Below are 16,797 nucleotides of genomic sequence, written 5' to 3'. Positions count from 1 at the left end.
GCTTCCGGGGTGGGAGGGTGCCGCGGCTCAGGTGAGGGCGAGGAGGCTGACGGCGACGGCCGCGGTGCCCAGGCCGACGAGTTGGCTGCGGTGGATGCGCTCGGCGAGGACGCCACGGGCGAGCAGGACCGTGCCGGCCGGGTACAGGGCGGTGATCACGGCGACGACCGTGAGGTCACCGCTGCGGGCGGCGAGCAGGAACAACAGGTTCGCCAGCGAGTCCAGGACGCCCGCGGTCGCCGATATCGCGTAGGCCGGCCTTTCCGGGCCCAGCCGGCGGTACAGCGCGGCGGCCGCGATCAGGGTGACCGTCGAGGAGACCGCTCGCCCGACGATCAGCGGTGCCACGCCGCTGTCGGCGGGTGCCTGGTGCAGGAAGACGAGTTGCAGCGCGATGGCCGCCCCCGCGCCCAGGGCCAGCGACAGCGCCGTCCGGGACGGCCGCACCGCGCCCGCGCCGTGTCCGGCGCTGACCAGGACCACCGCCACCAGCGCGAGCGGCAGACCCACGAGGCCGGCCAGGCCCAGGTGCTCGCCCTGGAGCAGGCCGACCGTGACCGGCAGGGCCGCGGACACCAGCGCGGTGACCGGCGAGAGCACGTTCATCGGGCCGATCGCGAGTGTCCTGTAGAGCAGGACGAACGCCACGGCGGAGGCGACGCCGGACGCGACACCCCACCCGATGCTGGCCCCGGTGAACGAGGCGCCCAGGATCGGCCACAGCGCCAGCTCGACCGCGAGGCTGGCCGGAGCGGCGACGAGCACGGTGCGCAGTACGTGCGCCTTGCGGGCACCCAGGCCGCCGAGGAAATCGGCGCATCCGTAGGCGAGAGAGCTGCCCAGGGCCAGCAGCAGAGCGATCACGGCACTTCCTTACTTTCACAATGGAACGACTCGAACGTACAATGAAACGACCGCCCGTTGTCAACCAAACGACCGGGCGGTCTATTCCAGTGCCCTACTCCGTCAGGACGGTGATCACGTGCCCGAGGCAGAGGCAGCCCTGCGCACGCTCGCGCACAACGTCAGAGCCGCACGCACCCGCGCGGGTCTGTCCCTCGACGAACTGGGCCGCCGCGCCAAGGTCAGCAAGGGCGCCCTGGTCGGGCTGGAGAAGGCGCAGGGCAACCCGAACTTCGCCACCCTGATCCGCCTCGCCGACACCCTCGGCGTCTCGGTCTCCGCACTGTTGGAAGGACCCGCCGAGGGCCGGGTCCGCGTGGTGTCCGCCGACGCCGTCATGCCCCTGTGGGCCGGGAAGCGGGGCAGCCAGGCCCGGCTCATGCTGACCACCTCGGGAGCGGCCCCCGTCGAGATCTGGCGCTGGGCACTGGAGCCGGACGAGGAGTACCCCAGTCACCCGCACCAGGCCGGCGTCGTCGAGACCGTCAGCGTCACCGCCGGCCGGATGACCCTCACCGTCGACGGAACCGAGCACCCGGTCGAAGCCGGGCAGACCGCCACCTTCGACGGCGACGCCCCCCACACCTACCGCGGCGCGGGCACCGAGACCTGCCACCTGATCATGACCGTGCACATCCCGCCGGCCCCGGGCTCCACTCCCTGACCGCCGGAGGCCGGGAGCGCCCGAGGGCCGGCGACCCGACACGGGCCGCGAGCGTCGCGGTCCGCCCTACGCGGCACGATCGCGGTCGTCGCCCAGGAACCGTCCGCCGAACAGCACCGCGCACGCCGCGGCCGTCAGCAGCCCACCGGCGAGGAAGGTGTTCCGCACGTCGGCCAGCGGGAGGATCAGTCCCCCGAGCGCGGCGCCCGCGGCGATGCCGACGTTGTAGCAACCGGAGTTGGCCGCGAGGGCGAGGTCCGTGCGGCCGGGTGCGCACTGCAGCATCGCGTGCTGGGTGGCCATGAACACCGGCCCGAGCGCACCGCCCATGAGCGCCAGGAACGCCACCGCCGCCACCGGACGGGAACCGGCCGCGTACAGACCGAGCATGGCCGCCGCCTGCGTGGCCACGGCGCCCGTCAGCGCGGCGCGCGGGTGGCGGTCCAGCAGTGCCCCGGTGATGCTCACCCCCACCAGGCACGCGACGCCGAACGCCACCAGCAGCGCGCCCACGGTGCTCGGTGCGAACCCGCTCACGTCGTCGAGGAACTCCACGAGATAGGTGTAACCGGTGAACGCCCCCGTGGCGGAGAGCGTTCCGGTGGCCAGCACGGTCCCGAACCGGCGGGCGTCGGGGCTGGTCCCGTAGGCCGCGGGTGCTTCGTCCGCCGGCGCGGTCGGCAGCAGCACGGCGATCGTCACCAGGGACAGCAGGCCCAGGACCGCCAGCGCGGCGAGGGGCACCTGCCAGGCGCTCCGCTGCCCCAGCCAGGTGCCGGCGGGAACCCCGAGCACGAGGGCGAGCGACCCGGCGACGGACAGCGCCCCGACCACCCGCCCACGGACGTCGGGCGCGAACAGGCCCACCGCGACGGGCCCCATCACGGCCCAGAACAACGCCTGGGCGAGCGCGGTCAGCAGCCGCGCCACGAGCAGCAGACCGTACGAGGTCGCCAGCGCCGCGGCCAGACTGGACACCACGAGCACGGCCAGCAGGCCCGTGAGCACATGGCGTCGGGGCGCGGCCCGTGTGACATGGGCGAGCGGCACGGACGCGACCGCGACCGTCGCGGCGTAGCCGGTGACCAGGAGGCCGACCGCGGACAGCGACACCCCGAGGCTGCCGGAGATGAGTTCCAGGAGACCGACCGGCAGGTTCTCCGCCGTGTTGAAGGTGAAGGCGGCCAGCATCAGGGCCCCGAGCACCGCCGGTCCGCGCCATGCGGCCGAACGCCCCGTGAGGGCGCGGCCCGTACCCGCCGCCGCCTGTCGCGCCTGCTCGGTGGCACCTTCCATAGCGCTACTTCACCGGCCCCGCGGGCCGCGTCGCAACCCCATCAGGCGTCGCGGCCAGGCCCCGCGCTGCACCATGGCACCTGACCGGCCGCCGGACACGGCCCCGGGCAGGGCGTGACCACGAGGGGCGGGTCACCAGGTGACGGGGATCGTCTCGGGGATGCGGAAGGCCACGTCGGGGCGCCAGCGCAGTTCCCCGGCCGGCACGGCCAGACGGAGCGTCGGGGCGTGGTCGGCCAGGGTCTGAAGGACGACGGCGATCTGCATCCTGGCCAGGGCGTTGCCGGGGCAGTGGTGCTTGCCGTGGCCGAAGCCGAGGTGGGGGCGGGGGCGCGGGATTCCGGCTTCGGACGACGTGCCGTCAACGGGACCGCGGTCGGCGGCGAAGCGGTCGGGGGCGAAGCGGTCCGGTTCGGGGTAGGCGTGCGGGTCGTGGTTGCCGGACTCCAGGGAGACCAACACGCACTCCCCGGCCTTGATCGTCAGGCCGTCGAGCGGCACGTCGTCGGTCGCCACCCGCTTCACCCCGCCCGTCGACATCGGCGTGTGGCGCAACACCTCCTCCACCATGGACGGCAGCAGCGCGGGCCGGTCGCGCAGGGCCGCCAGGGCCGTGGGGTGGGACAGCATCATCACCAGCGCGTTGGCCACGAAGCTCGCGGCCGTCCGGTAGCCGGCGATCAACATCAGGTTGGCGACTTCGGCGAGCCCGTCGGCGCCGAGCCGGCCGCCGTCCCGGGTACGGGCCGCGGCGGCCCGTTTGACGACGTCGGAGCCCGGTGCGGCGGCCAGTTCCGGTGCGCGCCGCAGGAAGAACCCGTACATGGCGTCGAGGGCGGCCTGGATCTCGTCGCGGGTGCGCTCCCGCCATACCAGGACCGTGTCGCACCAGGCGTTGAGCACCTGCCCCTCGTCCTCGGTGAGTTCGCCGAGGAGGACCCGGCGGGCCACCGCGAAGGTCAGTGGCCGGGCCAGCCCCTGCTGGAGGTCGGCGGGAGGCCCCTGCTCCGACAACTCGTCGAACAGGGCGCGGGCCCGGAGGCGCGTCCAGGCGTGGTGGGCCCGGATCGCGCGCGGACTCAGGGCGTCGGCCAGGATGCCGCGCAACCCCCTCTCCTGGAGCGTGGCCATGCCGTCGCCCCTGGCGCCCGTGGCGCGCGGCCGGAGCGGCTCCTGCCGCGGAGCGTCGGCTTCCAGGGCGGCGGTCAGGCTGAGCCGGGGGTCGGTGAGGAGCCGTCGGGCGAGGTCGTAGCGCGTGACCAGCCAGACCTGGTCGCCCGTCACCGTCACGACCCGGCAGGCCGGGGCGGGAGCTTCGCGCAGCCGGGCGTAGGCGGGCGAGATCTGCTGTCCCCAGTCGTCGAACGGGAAGGCGGGCGGGCCCTCGGCAGCGGTGCGCGAGGTGGGCGGGTGCGCGTCGGTGGTGGTCATGGGCCCGTCACCACCCCGGTCAGCGGCCCGACGGGCGGCAGTTGCCCGGATCGTCTGGACGGGGCGGACGGCGGCGGCCCGGGGAGGACGGGGCGGACCACCGCGTACGCCTGGAGCGGCGTGGTGAACAGTTCGTCGAAGACCAGCGGGACGGTGGGGATCACCTGGTGGTAGACGTGCACCGAGGAGGGGACGCGCAGGATGGCCGGCGTGTCCATGCACAGTGGCATCTCGGCTATCAAGTAGCGCATTCCCTCCGCGAGTTGCTCGGGGGTCGGCGTCGCGCCCTTCAGATGCGATGCCAGCGCCTTGCCGCTCGCCCGCAGGAACACCTCCCGCACCGACGGCTGCCGCTCCGCCGCCCGCTCCACCCTGCCGAGCAGTGCCCGGTACGTGGGGTCGCCGGTGAACTCCGTGAGCGTGCGGATGCGGTGGCGGTGTTCGGGCACGCCGCTGGCCGTCCAGGCACGCGCGATGCGCCGGCACAGCCGCCGGGTGTCGCGCTGCGCGTAGGACCGGGCGCGTTCCTCGGGATGGCCGAGGGCGCGGTACGTGTGGACGAGCGCGACGTCCGGGACGATCGGGTCCACCTCGGCGAACGCCTCGCTCGCCCACCGCAGCAGGCCGGTCAACCGCTGTTCGCTGAAGTAGCCGTTGCCGGGGCTGACACCGATCAGGACGTGCTCGCCCCGGGCCCAGATCTCCCGACAACGGTCCGTGAACGGCTCGATGGTGAAGCCCGGCGGCACCCGCCGCCCCGCGACCGTGCCGGCTCTGGCGTCCGCCCCGAAGTCCCTGGCCCCGCCCCCGCCCGCGCCCATGCTCGTGTCCATGGCTCTCCCGCTTCTCCCGTGCAGCAGGTGCACCCGCCCCAGAAACGGCCGGTGATGATAATCATCGAAATTGACACGCTGCGTGACCGTCCAGACCGAGCGGATAAGTCCACTCAAACGAGCTATGGGCGGTTCGCGAAACCCGCTTCAGGGGCACGGCGGCGCTGGCACGGGGCGCCTGTGACCGGCCACAACGCGAGGCGTACGCCGCCTCGGCCGGCCTCTTCCGGCTTCGGCCGGCGAGGGCGAACACCCGGCGGTGAGCAAGGCTGGATCCCGCCCGGCAGGCACACGATCCGAGCCACCCCATCGGCCCCGACGCCACCGATCTGCCCGCGAAAGCCGGTCCGTTCGCCGAAGTGGTGGGTGTGAGCAGGGGTGTTCGGGGCAACCGAAGTGGTACCCCAGCCGGGCCCCCCGTCCCGGCTGGGGCCCGACTTGGTCAGGGCTGCGATGGTGGGCACCGGGCGACGCGGTCGGCGGACCGCTCCGAGCGGCCCGCGGCGGTCGACGGTCGCCGTTCCGTGGTGGCCCGCCTGGCGGCGCGAACCGGGGCTCACACCCGGTTGGTGATCGTCACGCGGACCGACACCGGGGCCGCTCGGGCCTCGGTCGCCGCCGTCTCGGCGGCGGTGCGGACGGCCCGGGTGACGTCCAACGCCCGGTGGCCGAGACGGGCCACGACCTCCACCGTCACGTGCAACGGGCCGCCGGCCGCGTCCGGCGGGGTGATGCGCACCGCGCCGGCCTGACCCGCCGTCCTGGAACGGCCGGGCCAGGGCATGGCGGCTTGGAGGCGCGCCGCCAAGCCGGGTTTGAGGAAGGCGACGCCCGGCACCTGGAGGACGGCGTCGGCGATCGCTGCCGCGAGGTCTTCGCGCGCGGTGCGGTGGCTCACGGTGCTTCTCCGTCCGTGTGGGGCCCGTAGACGTCGGCGACGCGGACGTCCACGGCGGCGACCGGCAGGCCGAGTTCGACGTCGGCGGCTTCCAGGATCCGGTCGCGAACACGGGAGGCAAGCTCCAACAGGTCGCTCTCGAACGGCACGAGAACCTCGATGCGGATGTCGACCGGCCCGCGCGCCGTCCCGGTGGGGCCGGTCGCGCCACGTCCAGTTGGCCCGCCCGCGGGTGCGATGCGGCAGGAACCGGCCTGAACGCCCGCGACGGTCTCGGCGGCCGTGCGCAACGTCTTGGCGGCGGCGGCTTCCACGATCCAGGCGTCCTCGTCGGGGGCGCCCAACGGCAGCGTCCGCCCCGGCCGCAGTTCGAGGCGGACCACGTCCATCACACGCTCGGTGAGCGCTGCGGTGTCCTGCGGGGCGGGCGCGTGGTGGGCGGGCAGGCCGCGCACCAGGTCGCCGAGCCGGTCGAGTTCGTCCCGGGCCGCCGCGCAGTGCGGGCAGGTCCGGTCGTGGGGGTCGGGGGTCGGGGTGTCGCGTGCGGCCCAGGCTTCGGAGAGCAGCCGTCCGCAGGGCAGGTGCTCGTCGTCGGGTTCGGGGGCGGGCCGGCCGACCCGGTGGGGGCCGGCAGGATCGTTCATCGCCATGCGCGCATCGCCTCCGTCAGGCACCGTCGGGCGCGGAACACGCGGGCCCGGGCGGCCTGCCCGCTGATGCCCACCGTTTCCGCGATCTCGTCGTAGGTCAGTCCGTCCACTTCGCGCAGGATCCAGCACACGCGTTGCTCGGCGGAGAGTGCGGACAGCGCCGAGGACAGGTCTTTGGCCGCGGCGCGCGATTCGGCGGCGCGGGCCGGGGAGTGATGGTCGGGCGCGGTCGGCTCGGCGACCGCGTCCAGGTCGGTGAGTGGTCGTCGGGCCCGCAGCAGGTTCAGGCAGCGGTTGGTGACGATCCGGTACATCCAGGTGCCGAAGGCGGCTCGTCCCTGGAAGTCCGGCAGGCGGCGCCACGCGCTGACGAAGGCGTCCTGAACGGCGTCCTCCGCCTCCGTGCGGCCGTCGAGCAACCGGACGGCCAGCCGCAGCAGGGCCGGCGCATGGCGGGCGACCAGGGTCTCGAAGGCGTCCTCGTCGCCCTCTGCCGCCCGGGCGGCCAGCACCCCGTCGTCGGGGCGGGCCCGGTCGCCCGGTGGCTGGCTGGAGCGCGGGTCTCCCGGCACTGAACACGTCCTTTCTTCACACGTCGAGGGTTGGACACGTCTCACGGGCGATGTGTGACGCCGAAGGGCCGTGCCGACGTGAAGAAAAAAATCCGGGGAATGCGCGTCACACGCCTCCGGGCACGGGGTCCAACCCTGTGACAGCAAACGACCGGAGACAGCAGGAGGACACATGCCGACGCAAGCGACCGCTTCCGTGACGAAGACCGACGACACCGCCCGGCAGCCGTCGGGCATCACCACCGTCAACGGCGCGACCGGCGCGGGCGAACCGGCCGCCTCCCGCGGCAAGACCTCCATCGCCGACGTGGTGGTCGTCAAGATCGCGGGTATGGCGGCCCGGGAGATCCCCGGCGTGCACGACATGGGCGGTGGACTCTCCCGGACGCTCGGTGCGGTCCGTGACCGCGTGCCGGGCGGCCGGCCCAACGTGGGGCGGGGCGTGAAGGTCGAGGTCGGCGAGCGCCAGACCGCCATCGACCTGGACCTGGTCGTGGAGTACGGCGTGCCCCTGACCGACGTGGCCCGCGACGTGCGGGAGAACGTCATCGCGGCGGTGGAACGCATCACCGGACTGGAGGTCGTGGAGGTCAACGTCGCCGTCAACGACGTCCACCTCCCCGAGGACGACGACGCCCAGCCCGCCGGGGAGACCCGCGTCGAGTAGCGGTGACACGGCGTCACGCACGGGGTCCGGGACGGTTCCACGAGGGGAATGAGGTCAGTGGTGAACAGAGCGACGGTGGGCCTGATGACGGGGATGGCCCTGGCGTTCGCCGCCTGGTTCGGCGGATTCGGGGCGTTCCTCCTGGTCGCCGCGCTCGGTGCGATCGGGTACGTACTGGGGCGCCTGCTGGACGACGGGACCGACCTGCGGGAGTTCCTGGGCCAGGGCGGCTGGAGGAACCGGTGACGGCGGCCGGCGAGCGGGGCACGACGCGGATCGGCGACCGGGCGGTGCGTGCCATCGCCGCCCGGGCCGCCACCGAGGCGTTGCCCGGCGAGCGGATCGAGGTGACCGGCGCCCGGGCCGCCGTCCGCGGCGGTCACGCCGAGGTGACGCTGCGCGTCACGGCCCCGTACCCGGTGCCCCTGGACGAGGCCGGCGCGGACGTCCACGGCCACGTCACGGCGCGCACCCGGGAGTTGACGGGGTTGACCGTCGGCGCCGACGTGGGTCTGAGCGGCTTGCGGCCGCGCCGGGCCGTCTCGTTGACGAAAGCATCCGATGTCGACGCCCCGCGGCGGCAGCCGGCCCGCGGCCCGTGGTCCGAGCGGCGACTGCCGGCCGCGGTCGTGGCGTTGGCGGGGGCCGCGGTCAGCGCGCTCGGATGCGCGGACCTCGTCGTCCGCACCGTGGCGCCGCACCACGGGGCCGGCTGGGGCGCCCGGGTCGTGACGTGGCTGTCCTCCCCCGGTGACGGGCTCGTGCTGGCCGCGGGCGCGGCCGGGGTGGTGCTGGGTGCCGTCCTGCTGTGGGCGGCGTTGGCGCCCGGTCGTCGCCGTGGCCTCCCCTTGACGCCACCCGCCCCCGGCACCGGGGCGGTGCTCACCCGGCGCGCGGTCGCGGCCGTGGTGGGCGGCGCCGTGGCCCGGGTGTCCGGCATCGGGGCGGTGCGTGTCGCCGTCGGCCGCCGGCGCCTAATGGTGCGGGCTCGGCTCGCCTTCGGCGACCCCGTGGCATCCCGGGACGAGGTCGAGTCCGTGGCCCGGGACGCGGTCGCCGCCTGTGGTCTGGCTCGGCCCCGCCGCCTGCGGGTCCGGGTGCGCCCCACGGCCGCCTGGCGGCGCCCCGAAACCGATCCGACGGCCACCGAGGAACCGGAGGTGGCGTACCGTGCCGCACATCCGTAACGTCGTCAACCGCACGCTCCTCGGCCTCCTGGCCACAGCCGTGGTGGCCGGTGGGCTGTGGGCCGTCGCGACGCACTCCGCGCTGCGCGACCGGCTCCCCGACGGCTGGGCCGCGGCGACGTCCCCGGCGCACCTGCTGGACGGCGGGGTCCCGTCACCGGGCGGCGTGCCGTGGACCACCGTGCTGCTCGCCGCGAGCGCGATGGCGACGGTGCTCTGTCTGGCCTGGTGCGCCTGGCAGTTCCGTTCGGCGCAGGCCCGACGCCTACCGCTCCGCCAGGCTGGCGTCAGCCTGCGTACCCGCGCCCTGTCCGAGGTCCTCGGCGAGCAGACGGCCGCGGTGACCGGAGTGGCGCGGGCACACGTCCGGATGACGGCCCGCAAGGACCGGCTGCACGCACGGGTGCGGCTCCGCCTCGTCCCGGACGCCCAACCGTCCCGTGTGCTGGACGAGTTCGCCCGCACCGTCCTCGCACCGGCGCGGCACGCGGCCCGGCCCCGCCGCCTCACCGCCCACGTCCACCTCGATCGAAGCGCGCACCAGCCGCGCCGCCTACGCTGAACTTCCGTACGCACAGCGGGTGGTGACCGACCGGCCGGCACTCCCCCGTCCGACCCGAGCCCGAGGAACGCCTCATGACACGTGACGAGCAACCCCCACCGGCCGAAGGCGACGCACTCGTGGGAGCGCGGCCCCGGTCCGAACTCAAGAAAGTGTGCGCCGAGCTCGAAGCGCTCCCGCCCGGCGAAACCCGCCAGGCGCGCCTGGCGCAGGGGTTCCTGGCGGCCTGCCGGTGGGCTCTCGGTGTCGAGACCACCGGGCCGGTGACCGGTGGGCCCCTGGAAACCGACTTCGCGATGCCGTACTTGACGGCCGAGTCCGATGCGGCGGCCGTGCGGTTGGAGAGCCTGTCACCGGGCAGCGCGGCGCACGACTACGTGGAGGGGGTGCACGTGGCGCTGACGTGGCTCTGCGGACAGAGCGAGGAGCGGCCGTAGCGAAGGCCGGTGCAGGTGCCCGGTGTCTGTCCGCGGGTGGGCGCACACCGTCGACGGAGGCGGCAGGCACGCAGGCACGCAGGTGGTCGCTACGGAATCCCGCCGGCCGCGGCGCGCGGCCGTCCACTGCATCGGGCCGCGCGCCTCTGCATGGCGCCCCGTGGCGCCGCCAGCCCGTCCCCCAGGCCCTGGGGCCTCGCCGGACCCCGTTCGCGCACCCGTGCTAGCCTGTTGTGAAACAGATCACTTGTTCCGGGCACTTCGCCCACAGGGCAACGGCCCCGCCCGAGGCATCGACGTCGCCCGCGGTGTTGCGCGGCACACGAGTCCGCACCGCGCCGGCATGCGCGACGACCCGACTTCCCCACCATCCTTCCGAGCTGCTTCTGTGCACCCCATACCAGTGGTGATCAGCATCGGAGCGCGGGGCCGGAGGAGGTTCTTCATGAGCACCCACCGCATCCGTACCGCCCTCACCATCGCGACGGCGACCGCCCTGCCCCTGTGCTGGGCCGCCGCCGCGACACCGGCCGCCGCCTCTCCGCCAGCCGACACCGTCGGCTCGCAGTGCTCCGCACTGCCCCACAGCGGGCCGGGCAGCGCCCAGTCCCTGGCCGACAAACCGGTGGTGACCGGCGCGGAGCAGAACTCCTCCCTGTCGACGCTGGTCACGGCGTTGAAGAAGGCGGGGCTCGTCGACACCCTCAACCACGGCAAGCACCTGACGGTCTTCGCCCCGACCAACAAGGCGTTCTCCAAGATCTCGAAGGCCGATCTGGCCAAACTCCTGGGCAACAAGCAGGAGTTGAAGAAGGTGCTCACCTACCACGTGGTCGGCGAGCAGATCACGCCCAAGCAGTTCCCGAACGGGAAGTTCAAGACCCTTGAGGGCGGCGAACTGACCACCCAGGTCTCCGGCTCGACGTACACCGTCAACCACACCGCCCAGGTCACCTGCGGGAACCTCAAGACGGCGAACGCGACCGTGTACCTCATCGACCACGTGCTGACGCCTCCCAAGTGACGGCTCCCCTGGGGCGGCGGGGTCACGACTCTCGGGGGCGTGGCCGCGCCGCCCCTGCTGCCTGTCGCGCACCGCGTTCCCGTCCCGCCGCCCACGGAAGCGAGCGGCGGGTGACTCCCCTCCTCGGCGCACCTCGGTCGGTGGGCATCCAACCTCCCCGTGGTCCAACTCATCGCGTAGGGCCGAGGAGCGGTGTGGCGAGGCGGTCGATCCGCGGGTAACCCGGGTCGGCGGACCGCCTTCTGTACGCACGTCAGTCGACGCATCACGTGCGGATCGCCCCGCGCGGCGTGCGGTCACCGTGGCGACCGCACGCCGCGCGGGGGTCGTGGGGACGGATCAGTCGCGCTGGGCGTGCGTCGGGAGCGCGCGCAGCTTCATGCTCTTCGCCGTGCTCGTACCGAACCCGTAGTCCAGCAACTTCGCCGCGTCGGCGTACCGGTCGGCGCTGTTCAGCACGGTGCCGACGAGGGTCCTGCCGTTGCGGGTGGCCGCGAAGACCAGGCAGTCGCCTGCCGGAGTGGTCGTCCCGGTCTTGATTCCGATGACGCCGTCGTACGAACCGAGCAGCTGGTTGGTGTTGGTCCAGGTGTAGTAGCGGGTGCGGCCGTTGGCGGCGGGCGCTTCCCCCTTGTACTCCTTGGTCTTGACGATGGTGCGGAAGGTGTCGTTCTTCATGGCGTGCTGGGCCAACTCGGCCAGCTCGGTGGGGGTGCTGGAGTCGGAGCCGCCGCCGTCGAAGGAGGTGAACTTCGTCTTGGACAGGTGGAGTTCACCGGCCTTCGTGTTCATCTTCGAGAGGAACGAGGTGGTGCGCTCGGCGCTGGTGGTACCGGTGCCGAAGGTGTCGGCGAGCGCGTAGGCGGCGTCCGCGCCAGAGGGCAGGAGGGTCGCGTACAGCAGCTGGCGCACGGTGACCTTGTCGCCGGTCTGCAGGTCCGCGGTGCTGGATCCGTGCTGGGTGACGTAGTCCCGGTACGCCTGCTGCACGGGGACCTGGCGCTCCAGGTCGACGCCCGTGGTGTCGAGCACGACCGACGCGGCCATGATCTTCGCCGTGCTGGCTATGGGACGGACCGTGTCCGCGTCCTTGGCGAAGAGCGTGTTGCCGCTGGTGTCGTCCACCAACGAGGCGCCCTTGGCGGCGAGGGTCGGCTGCGGCTCCGGCTGGGTGGGGGTCGCAGCCTGAGCGGTCAGCGGGGAGAGGGCGAGCAGGGTGCCGCCCGCGAGGGCAACTGCGCGCTTGGTGAGAGTTCCGACAGTCAAAGAGTGTGCTCCATGTGCGGACTGCCGCTTCCCGCACCATGGGTACCGGGAGCGGCAGTTGAATTGCGTGTCTCCGCCATCAAACGTCACGGGTGGCGGATCGGGTCCGTCACCCCCGCGTCTGGCACCGATCTTTCCTCTCGCGGCGCCGTTGCACCCGATGGGATCGTCTCCCCTGCGTCGAGGTCGTGGTGGCTTGCGGTGCGCGGGTGGCCGGACGAGGCCGTGCGGGACGGGAGCGTTGTACGCATATCGCCCTGCGTCGGGGCCGATCCCGTCCGTACTCTGGACGACATGGCTTTCCCGACACCCACGACTCGCCCTCGCCATGGGCTGCTTCTGGCGTCGGCCCTGGTGCTGCTCGCTCCGTTGGTGGGTGAGTACCTCCTCGGCAACCAGCCGATCACGGCACTGCCCGCGGTGCTGATGCTGGCGCCGATGTACGGGTGCGGCGCGCTGCTGATCCGCGAGGGAGCAAGACGGGCCGGCTGCGGCTGGCCGACGATGGTGCTGCTCGCCGCGGCGTACGCGCTGGTGGAGGAGGGGCCGATCGACCAGATGCTGTGGAACCCGCACTACGGCGGCGTCGACATGGGTCTGGCGTACGCGGACACGCAGGTGTCCTGGCTCGGTACGAGCGCCGCCCTGTTGCAGGACGTGCTGTCGATGCACACCGTCTGGAGCATCTGCGTTCCGATCGCGCTGGTCGAGGCGTTCGGCGCGGACCGGACCCGGCCGTGGCTCGGTCGTCCGGGGTTGGCGCTGACCGGTGCGGTCTTCGTGGCGGGTTCGACGTTCCTCGCCGTCGAGCAGTACGAGAGCGGCAAGTTCCTGGCGTCGGGCGCCCAGTTCGGCGGGGCCTGCGTCGTCATCGTCGTGCTGATCGCCGCGGCCTTCGCGCTGGGCCGGCTCCGGCCGCCGCCGCGGGACGCCGCCACGCCCGTCCCGTGGCTGGTGGGCACCGTGGCCTTCGCGGCCGGCAGCGCGTACTGGGCCCGCGACTTCCTGCTCCCCGACAGCGTGTCGCCGTGGGTGGCGGTGGCCCTCTGGTGCGTCCTGGCGGCGGGCGTCGGTTGGCTGTGCGCCCGCTGGTCGCGCACCCCCGGCTGGGGTCCGCCCCACCGGCTGGCGCTGACCGCCGGCGCGGTGCTGACCTACGTCTGGCTGGGCTTCACGCATGCGCGGGAGATGGACGTCCCGTACGACACGGCGTTGACCGGCAATGTGGTCTTCGGCGCGGCGGCCCTGGTCCTGCTCGGCGCGGCGACGGTACGGGTCCGGTCGCAGGGCCGCGCTGCGGAGGTCGGGTGAGCGGACCCTGCGCCGCCCCTCGCCGGTTGCGGCCGGTCTCCAGTCCCCGTACGGCTACCTCGCCGTCAGTGCGGTGACCAGTTCGTCCAGCCCGTCGACGCGCCAGTCGAAGGCGTCGGAGCGCGTCGGTGGGTCGCCGACCGGTCGCTGGACGTAGGCGGTCCGCAGGCCCTTCGCCTGGGCTCCGCGGAGGTCCCAGGCATGGGCGGCCACCATGAGGATGCGCTCCGGTGGGCATCCGGCGGCGTCGATGGCGAGCTGGTAGACCTCGGGGGCCGGCTTGTAGGTCCGGGCGGATTCCGCGGACAAGGCTTGGTGCCAGCGCAGCCCGGCGCCCGCGTTGAGGCGCAGCAGGGCGGCGTGGCCGGCGTTGGAGAGCCCGACCACGGGGAGGTGCTGACCGAGCCGTTCGAGGCCGGCGACGGAGTCGGCCCAGGCAGGCAGGCGCTGACCGGCGGTGGACAGTGCGGCGATGGTTGCCCGATCGGTGATTCCGGCCTCGTCGGCGACGCGTTGGGCCGCTTCCGCGTCGATGATCTGGGTGTTGGCGTACGCCCGGTGACCCTGCGTGATGCAGCGCTGTTCGCGCTCCACGTGCTGTTGCCACACGGCGAGCAGCTCGCCGACCGACGCATCGTCAGCGGCCGGCACGGCTCGGCGAATCGCCGTGCGCAGTCCGCCGGGTTCGTCGACCAGCGTTCCGAGGACGTCGAAGACGACGACCTCGATGGCGTGGCTCCCGGCCATGTGCACTCCTCGCGATCCAGGCATCACCAGCTCAGCGGGTGACGACCCTGTCACGCATCGCGTCACCGGTCAAGGAGGTGATGTAACGTACACCTCGCCCAGCGGCAATCCGGCCCTCAACTCACCACACCGCACGAGCTGGTGAACCGCCACCGTGATGCGATGGGATGGCCTGCTGTGAGATCTCATGAACGCGCCAGAAGTGGCATACGGGCCTGCACGCGCTGGGTTCGCCGTCATCAAGCCGCGACGGGGCTGGCCTTGGGGCTCCCGGCGGTGCTCGGTTTCATCCTCGTCATGCTCGGGCCGGTGTCGTGGCTCGTGGCCGGCGGCACGGTGCGCAACCTCAGCGGCAAGGAGCAGGCCGATGCGCTCAACGCGGTGCGCCAAACCGTCCTGACCGCCGCGGGCGGAGCGGCGGTCCTGCTCGGCTTCGGATACACGGCCCGCACGTACCACCTGTCGCGGCGCGGCCAGGTCACCGGCCGATTCAGCACGGCCATCGGGCAGTTGGCGTCCGACAAGCTGGAAGAGCGCCTGGGGGCGGTGTACGGCCTGGAGCAGGTCATGGCGGAGTCGCCGCCGGAACACGCCACCGTCGTGTCGGTGCTCTCCGCGTTCGTCCGTGAGCGCGCCCGCCGCGCGGACGAACCGGCCCCGGAAGGGGGCGCCGGGCAGCAGGGAACTCCCCCGCCGTTCGGCACGGAACCGCGTGCCGACATCAGGGCGGCGATGGAGGTCCTCGCCCGCAGGCCCGAGCGCGCGGAGGCCCGCCGGGTGGACCTCCGCCGAACCGCCCTCGTCGGGCTGATGATGCGCAGCTTCGACTTCGACGCCCCGCCCCGCCTCGCCCGCGCGTACCTGACCTGGGCCGACCTCCGCCGGGCCGACCTGCGCGGAGTCGACCTGCGCGGCGCCATCCTGAACGGCGCCGATCTCCGCCTGTCGATGCTCGCCGGAGCCCTTCTCGACGGCGCGGCGATCGCCAACGCCGATTTGCGCGGCGCCCATCTGGGGGGCGGAACGTCGCTGGTCGGCACGGATCTCAGCGGTTCCGACCTGACGGACACCCGCGGCGTGACCGCCGAGCAGCTGTCCGGCTCCGTGCTCGACGAAGGGACCCTGCTGCCGCCGGACCTGGCGGCCGACCCGTGGATCAGGGCGCGCCTCGCCGACTGCGCCGCCTGGACCGACCAACAGGGCTCATCGGCCTCTCCTCCCCCACCGACGGCGCCGCCCGCCTGACGACCCACGAGGCGAGACGGAGGCTCGCGCCCGCGCACCCCGGAGCGTGCGCTCGGGCGCGAGCCGGCCGGTCCGTGATCACACCAGAACGACCCCTCACCCTCCGCATCAGGGCGACTACCGTCCGCGCCGCTGCAGCCGCTCGCGCGGCCCCGGAATACCCACGCCTCCCGTTTTTATTTATGATTCAACCAAGTGGGAGGTGTCCCCTTCCCCGGGCCGCAGGCACCCCGCCTCACCCGCGGAACACCAGGTCACGAACCGCCCACACCAGCCAGAGAGGACCGCACCATGGCTTCGACCCTCGACGTCCGCCGCGCCGACGAGCGCTTCCACACCCAGGCCGGGTGGCTGGACTCCCACCACTCCTTCTCGTTCTCCCACCACTGGAACCCCGACAACACCCACTTCGGGCTCCTGCTGGTCTCCAACGACGACGTCGTCGCGCCGGGCACCGGGTTCGACACCCATCCGCACCGGGACATGGAGATCGTCACCTGGGTGCTCGACGGCAGCCTCGTGCACCAGGACTCCGAGGGGCACAACGGCGTGATCTACCCGGGCCTGGCGCAGCGGATGAGCGCCGGCACCGGCATCCTGCACAGCGAGAAGAACGACTCGTGGACCCTGACCGGGAAGCCGGAGCACGAGGACCCGGTCCACTTCCTCCAGATGTGGGTGATCCCCGACGAGGCCGGAATCCGCCCGGGCTACGAGCAGCTCGACATCAACGACGAACTCGCTCGCGGGGGCTGGAGCACGCTGGCCTCCGGCATGTCCCAGCACGCCGACCAGCGGGCGATCGGCATCCGCCAGAAGCACGCGGCCCTGCACGTCAGCCGCATGCGCTCCGGTGAGACCCTCCAGATCGCCACCGCTCCGTTCGCCCACCTCTTCGTCGCCCGGGGCAGCGTCGAGTTGGAGGGCGGCGGACCGCTTGCCACGGGAGACGCGGCACGCATCACGCGCGCCGAGGGGCAGCGCATCACCGCCGGCCCGGACGGCGCGGAGGTCCTCATGTGGGAGATGGACGCCGCCATCGCGATGAAGTGAGCGAGGGGCGGGCGGGCGACGGCACGCACGACGGCCGGGCCCGCCCGCCCT

At 73.1% G+C, this 16,797-nt stretch carries 19 protein-coding genes; 10 read left to right on the top strand and 9 right to left on the bottom strand.

Annotation, left to right across the window (positions count from 1 at the left end; all coding sequences use genetic code 11):
- Positions 1–27: 27 nt before the first annotated feature.
- On the bottom strand, positions 28–864 hold the full coding sequence (locus ACJ6WD_RS09040; protein ID WP_376446455.1) for an EamA family transporter: 837 nt from the start codon (positions 862–864) through the stop codon (positions 28–30).
- Positions 865–982: 118 nt separating this feature from the next.
- Here ACJ6WD_RS09040 and ACJ6WD_RS09035 point away from each other — a divergent pair, with 118 nt between their 5' ends.
- Complete coding sequence (locus ACJ6WD_RS09035; protein ID WP_407615461.1) at positions 983–1,567, top strand: helix-turn-helix domain-containing protein; 585 nt, start codon at positions 983–985, stop codon at positions 1,565–1,567.
- A 66-nt stretch (positions 1,568–1,633) separates the two neighbouring features.
- Here ACJ6WD_RS09035 and ACJ6WD_RS09030 read toward each other — a convergent pair whose 3' ends face one another.
- The 6 genes from ACJ6WD_RS09030 to ACJ6WD_RS09005 form a co-directional block, all read right to left on the bottom strand.
- Positions 1,634–2,758, bottom strand: coding sequence for an MFS transporter (locus ACJ6WD_RS09030; RefSeq protein WP_233656212.1), 1,125 nt, complete (start codon positions 2,756–2,758; stop codon positions 1,634–1,636).
- A 237-nt stretch (positions 2,759–2,995) separates the two neighbouring features.
- The gene (locus ACJ6WD_RS09025) at positions 2,996–4,294 is read right to left on the bottom strand and encodes a cytochrome P450 (RefSeq protein WP_407615460.1); all 1,299 of its coding nucleotides are present in this window, start codon (positions 4,292–4,294) and stop codon (positions 2,996–2,998) included.
- Positions 4,291–5,127: a tRNA-dependent cyclodipeptide synthase gene (locus ACJ6WD_RS09020; RefSeq protein ID WP_376436913.1), complete on the bottom strand. Its 837-nt coding sequence runs from the start codon at positions 5,125–5,127 to the stop codon at positions 4,291–4,293. The genes ACJ6WD_RS09025 and ACJ6WD_RS09020 overlap by 4 nt, the downstream gene beginning before the upstream one ends.
- A gap of 556 nt (positions 5,128–5,683) precedes the next feature.
- Positions 5,684–6,025: a hypothetical protein gene (locus ACJ6WD_RS09015; protein WP_038516312.1), complete on the bottom strand. Its 342-nt coding sequence runs from the start codon at positions 6,023–6,025 to the stop codon at positions 5,684–5,686.
- Positions 6,022–6,675, bottom strand: a complete 654-nt coding sequence (locus tag ACJ6WD_RS09010; protein WP_331248232.1) for an Asp23/Gls24 family envelope stress response protein — start codon at positions 6,673–6,675, stop codon at positions 6,022–6,024. The genes ACJ6WD_RS09015 and ACJ6WD_RS09010 overlap by 4 nt, the downstream gene beginning before the upstream one ends.
- Positions 6,666–7,247 carry an RNA polymerase sigma factor gene (locus ACJ6WD_RS09005; protein WP_407615459.1) on the bottom strand — a complete coding sequence of 194 codons (582 nt, stop codon included), beginning with the start codon at positions 7,245–7,247 and terminating at the stop codon, positions 6,666–6,668. Before ACJ6WD_RS09005 ends, ACJ6WD_RS09010 begins: the two co-directional genes overlap by 10 nt.
- A 172-nt stretch (positions 7,248–7,419) precedes the next feature.
- Here ACJ6WD_RS09005 and ACJ6WD_RS09000 point away from each other — a divergent pair, with 172 nt between their 5' ends.
- The 6 genes from ACJ6WD_RS09000 to ACJ6WD_RS08975 all read left to right on the top strand — a co-directional run bounded on the left by ACJ6WD_RS09000 (position 7,420) and on the right by ACJ6WD_RS08975 (position 11,124).
- Positions 7,420–7,914, top strand: a complete 495-nt coding sequence (locus ACJ6WD_RS09000) for an Asp23/Gls24 family envelope stress response protein (protein ID WP_016573245.1) — start codon at positions 7,420–7,422, stop codon at positions 7,912–7,914.
- Between the two features lie 60 nt (positions 7,915–7,974).
- Positions 7,975–8,160 carry a hypothetical protein gene (locus tag ACJ6WD_RS08995; protein WP_038516319.1) on the top strand — a complete coding sequence of 62 codons (186 nt, stop codon included), beginning with the start codon at positions 7,975–7,977 and terminating at the stop codon, positions 8,158–8,160.
- Entirely contained in the window at positions 8,157–9,101 is a 945-nt protein-coding gene (locus ACJ6WD_RS08990; RefSeq protein WP_407615458.1) for a DUF6286 domain-containing protein, read from the top strand. The genes ACJ6WD_RS08995 and ACJ6WD_RS08990 overlap by 4 nt, the downstream gene beginning before the upstream one ends.
- Complete coding sequence (locus tag ACJ6WD_RS08985; RefSeq protein ID WP_407615457.1) at positions 9,085–9,663, top strand: hypothetical protein; 579 nt, start codon at positions 9,085–9,087, stop codon at positions 9,661–9,663. Before ACJ6WD_RS08990 ends, ACJ6WD_RS08985 begins: the two co-directional genes overlap by 17 nt.
- 74 nt (positions 9,664–9,737) lie before the next feature.
- Positions 9,738–10,100, top strand: coding sequence for a hypothetical protein (locus ACJ6WD_RS08980; RefSeq protein ID WP_016573249.1), 363 nt, complete (start codon positions 9,738–9,740; stop codon positions 10,098–10,100).
- A gap of 445 nt (positions 10,101–10,545) precedes the next feature.
- Entirely contained in the window at positions 10,546–11,124 is a 579-nt protein-coding gene (locus ACJ6WD_RS08975) for a fasciclin domain-containing protein (RefSeq protein ID WP_331248236.1), read from the top strand.
- A gap of 339 nt (positions 11,125–11,463) precedes the next feature.
- Here ACJ6WD_RS08975 and ACJ6WD_RS08970 read toward each other — a convergent pair whose 3' ends face one another.
- Positions 11,464–12,390 (bottom strand): D-alanyl-D-alanine carboxypeptidase family protein, encoded by a 927-nt coding sequence (locus ACJ6WD_RS08970; protein WP_233655517.1) that lies wholly within the window; start codon positions 12,388–12,390, stop codon positions 11,464–11,466.
- 294 nt (positions 12,391–12,684) lie between these two features.
- On the opposite strand from ACJ6WD_RS08970, the gene ACJ6WD_RS08965 reads away from it, so the two are divergent.
- Positions 12,685–13,701 carry a hypothetical protein gene (locus tag ACJ6WD_RS08965; RefSeq protein ID WP_331248238.1) on the top strand — a complete coding sequence of 339 codons (1,017 nt, stop codon included), beginning with the start codon at positions 12,685–12,687 and terminating at the stop codon, positions 13,699–13,701.
- Positions 13,702–13,755: 54 nt separating this feature from the next.
- Here the strand turns inward: ACJ6WD_RS08965 and ACJ6WD_RS08960 are convergent, their stop codons facing one another.
- A complete protein-coding gene (locus tag ACJ6WD_RS08960) occupies positions 13,756–14,448 on the bottom strand; it encodes a haloacid dehalogenase type II (RefSeq protein ID WP_331248239.1) in 693 nt (230 codons plus the stop codon).
- Positions 14,449–14,757: 309 nt separating this feature from the next.
- On the opposite strand from ACJ6WD_RS08960, the gene ACJ6WD_RS08955 reads away from it, so the two are divergent.
- Positions 14,758–15,693, top strand: coding sequence for a pentapeptide repeat-containing protein (locus ACJ6WD_RS08955; RefSeq protein WP_233655520.1), 936 nt, complete (start codon positions 14,758–14,760; stop codon positions 15,691–15,693).
- Positions 15,694–15,984: 291 nt separating this feature from the next.
- Entirely contained in the window at positions 15,985–16,746 is a 762-nt protein-coding gene (locus tag ACJ6WD_RS08950) for a pirin-like bicupin family protein (protein ID WP_233655521.1), read from the top strand.
- The last annotated feature ends 51 nt before the right edge of the window (positions 16,747–16,797 follow it).

This window comes from Streptomyces sp. VTCC 41912 (genome assembly GCF_045799175.1).
Taxonomy (GTDB): domain Bacteria; phylum Actinomycetota; class Actinomycetes; order Streptomycetales; family Streptomycetaceae; genus Streptomyces; species Streptomyces albulus_C.
This window is presented reverse-complemented; position numbering and strand designations above follow the sequence as displayed.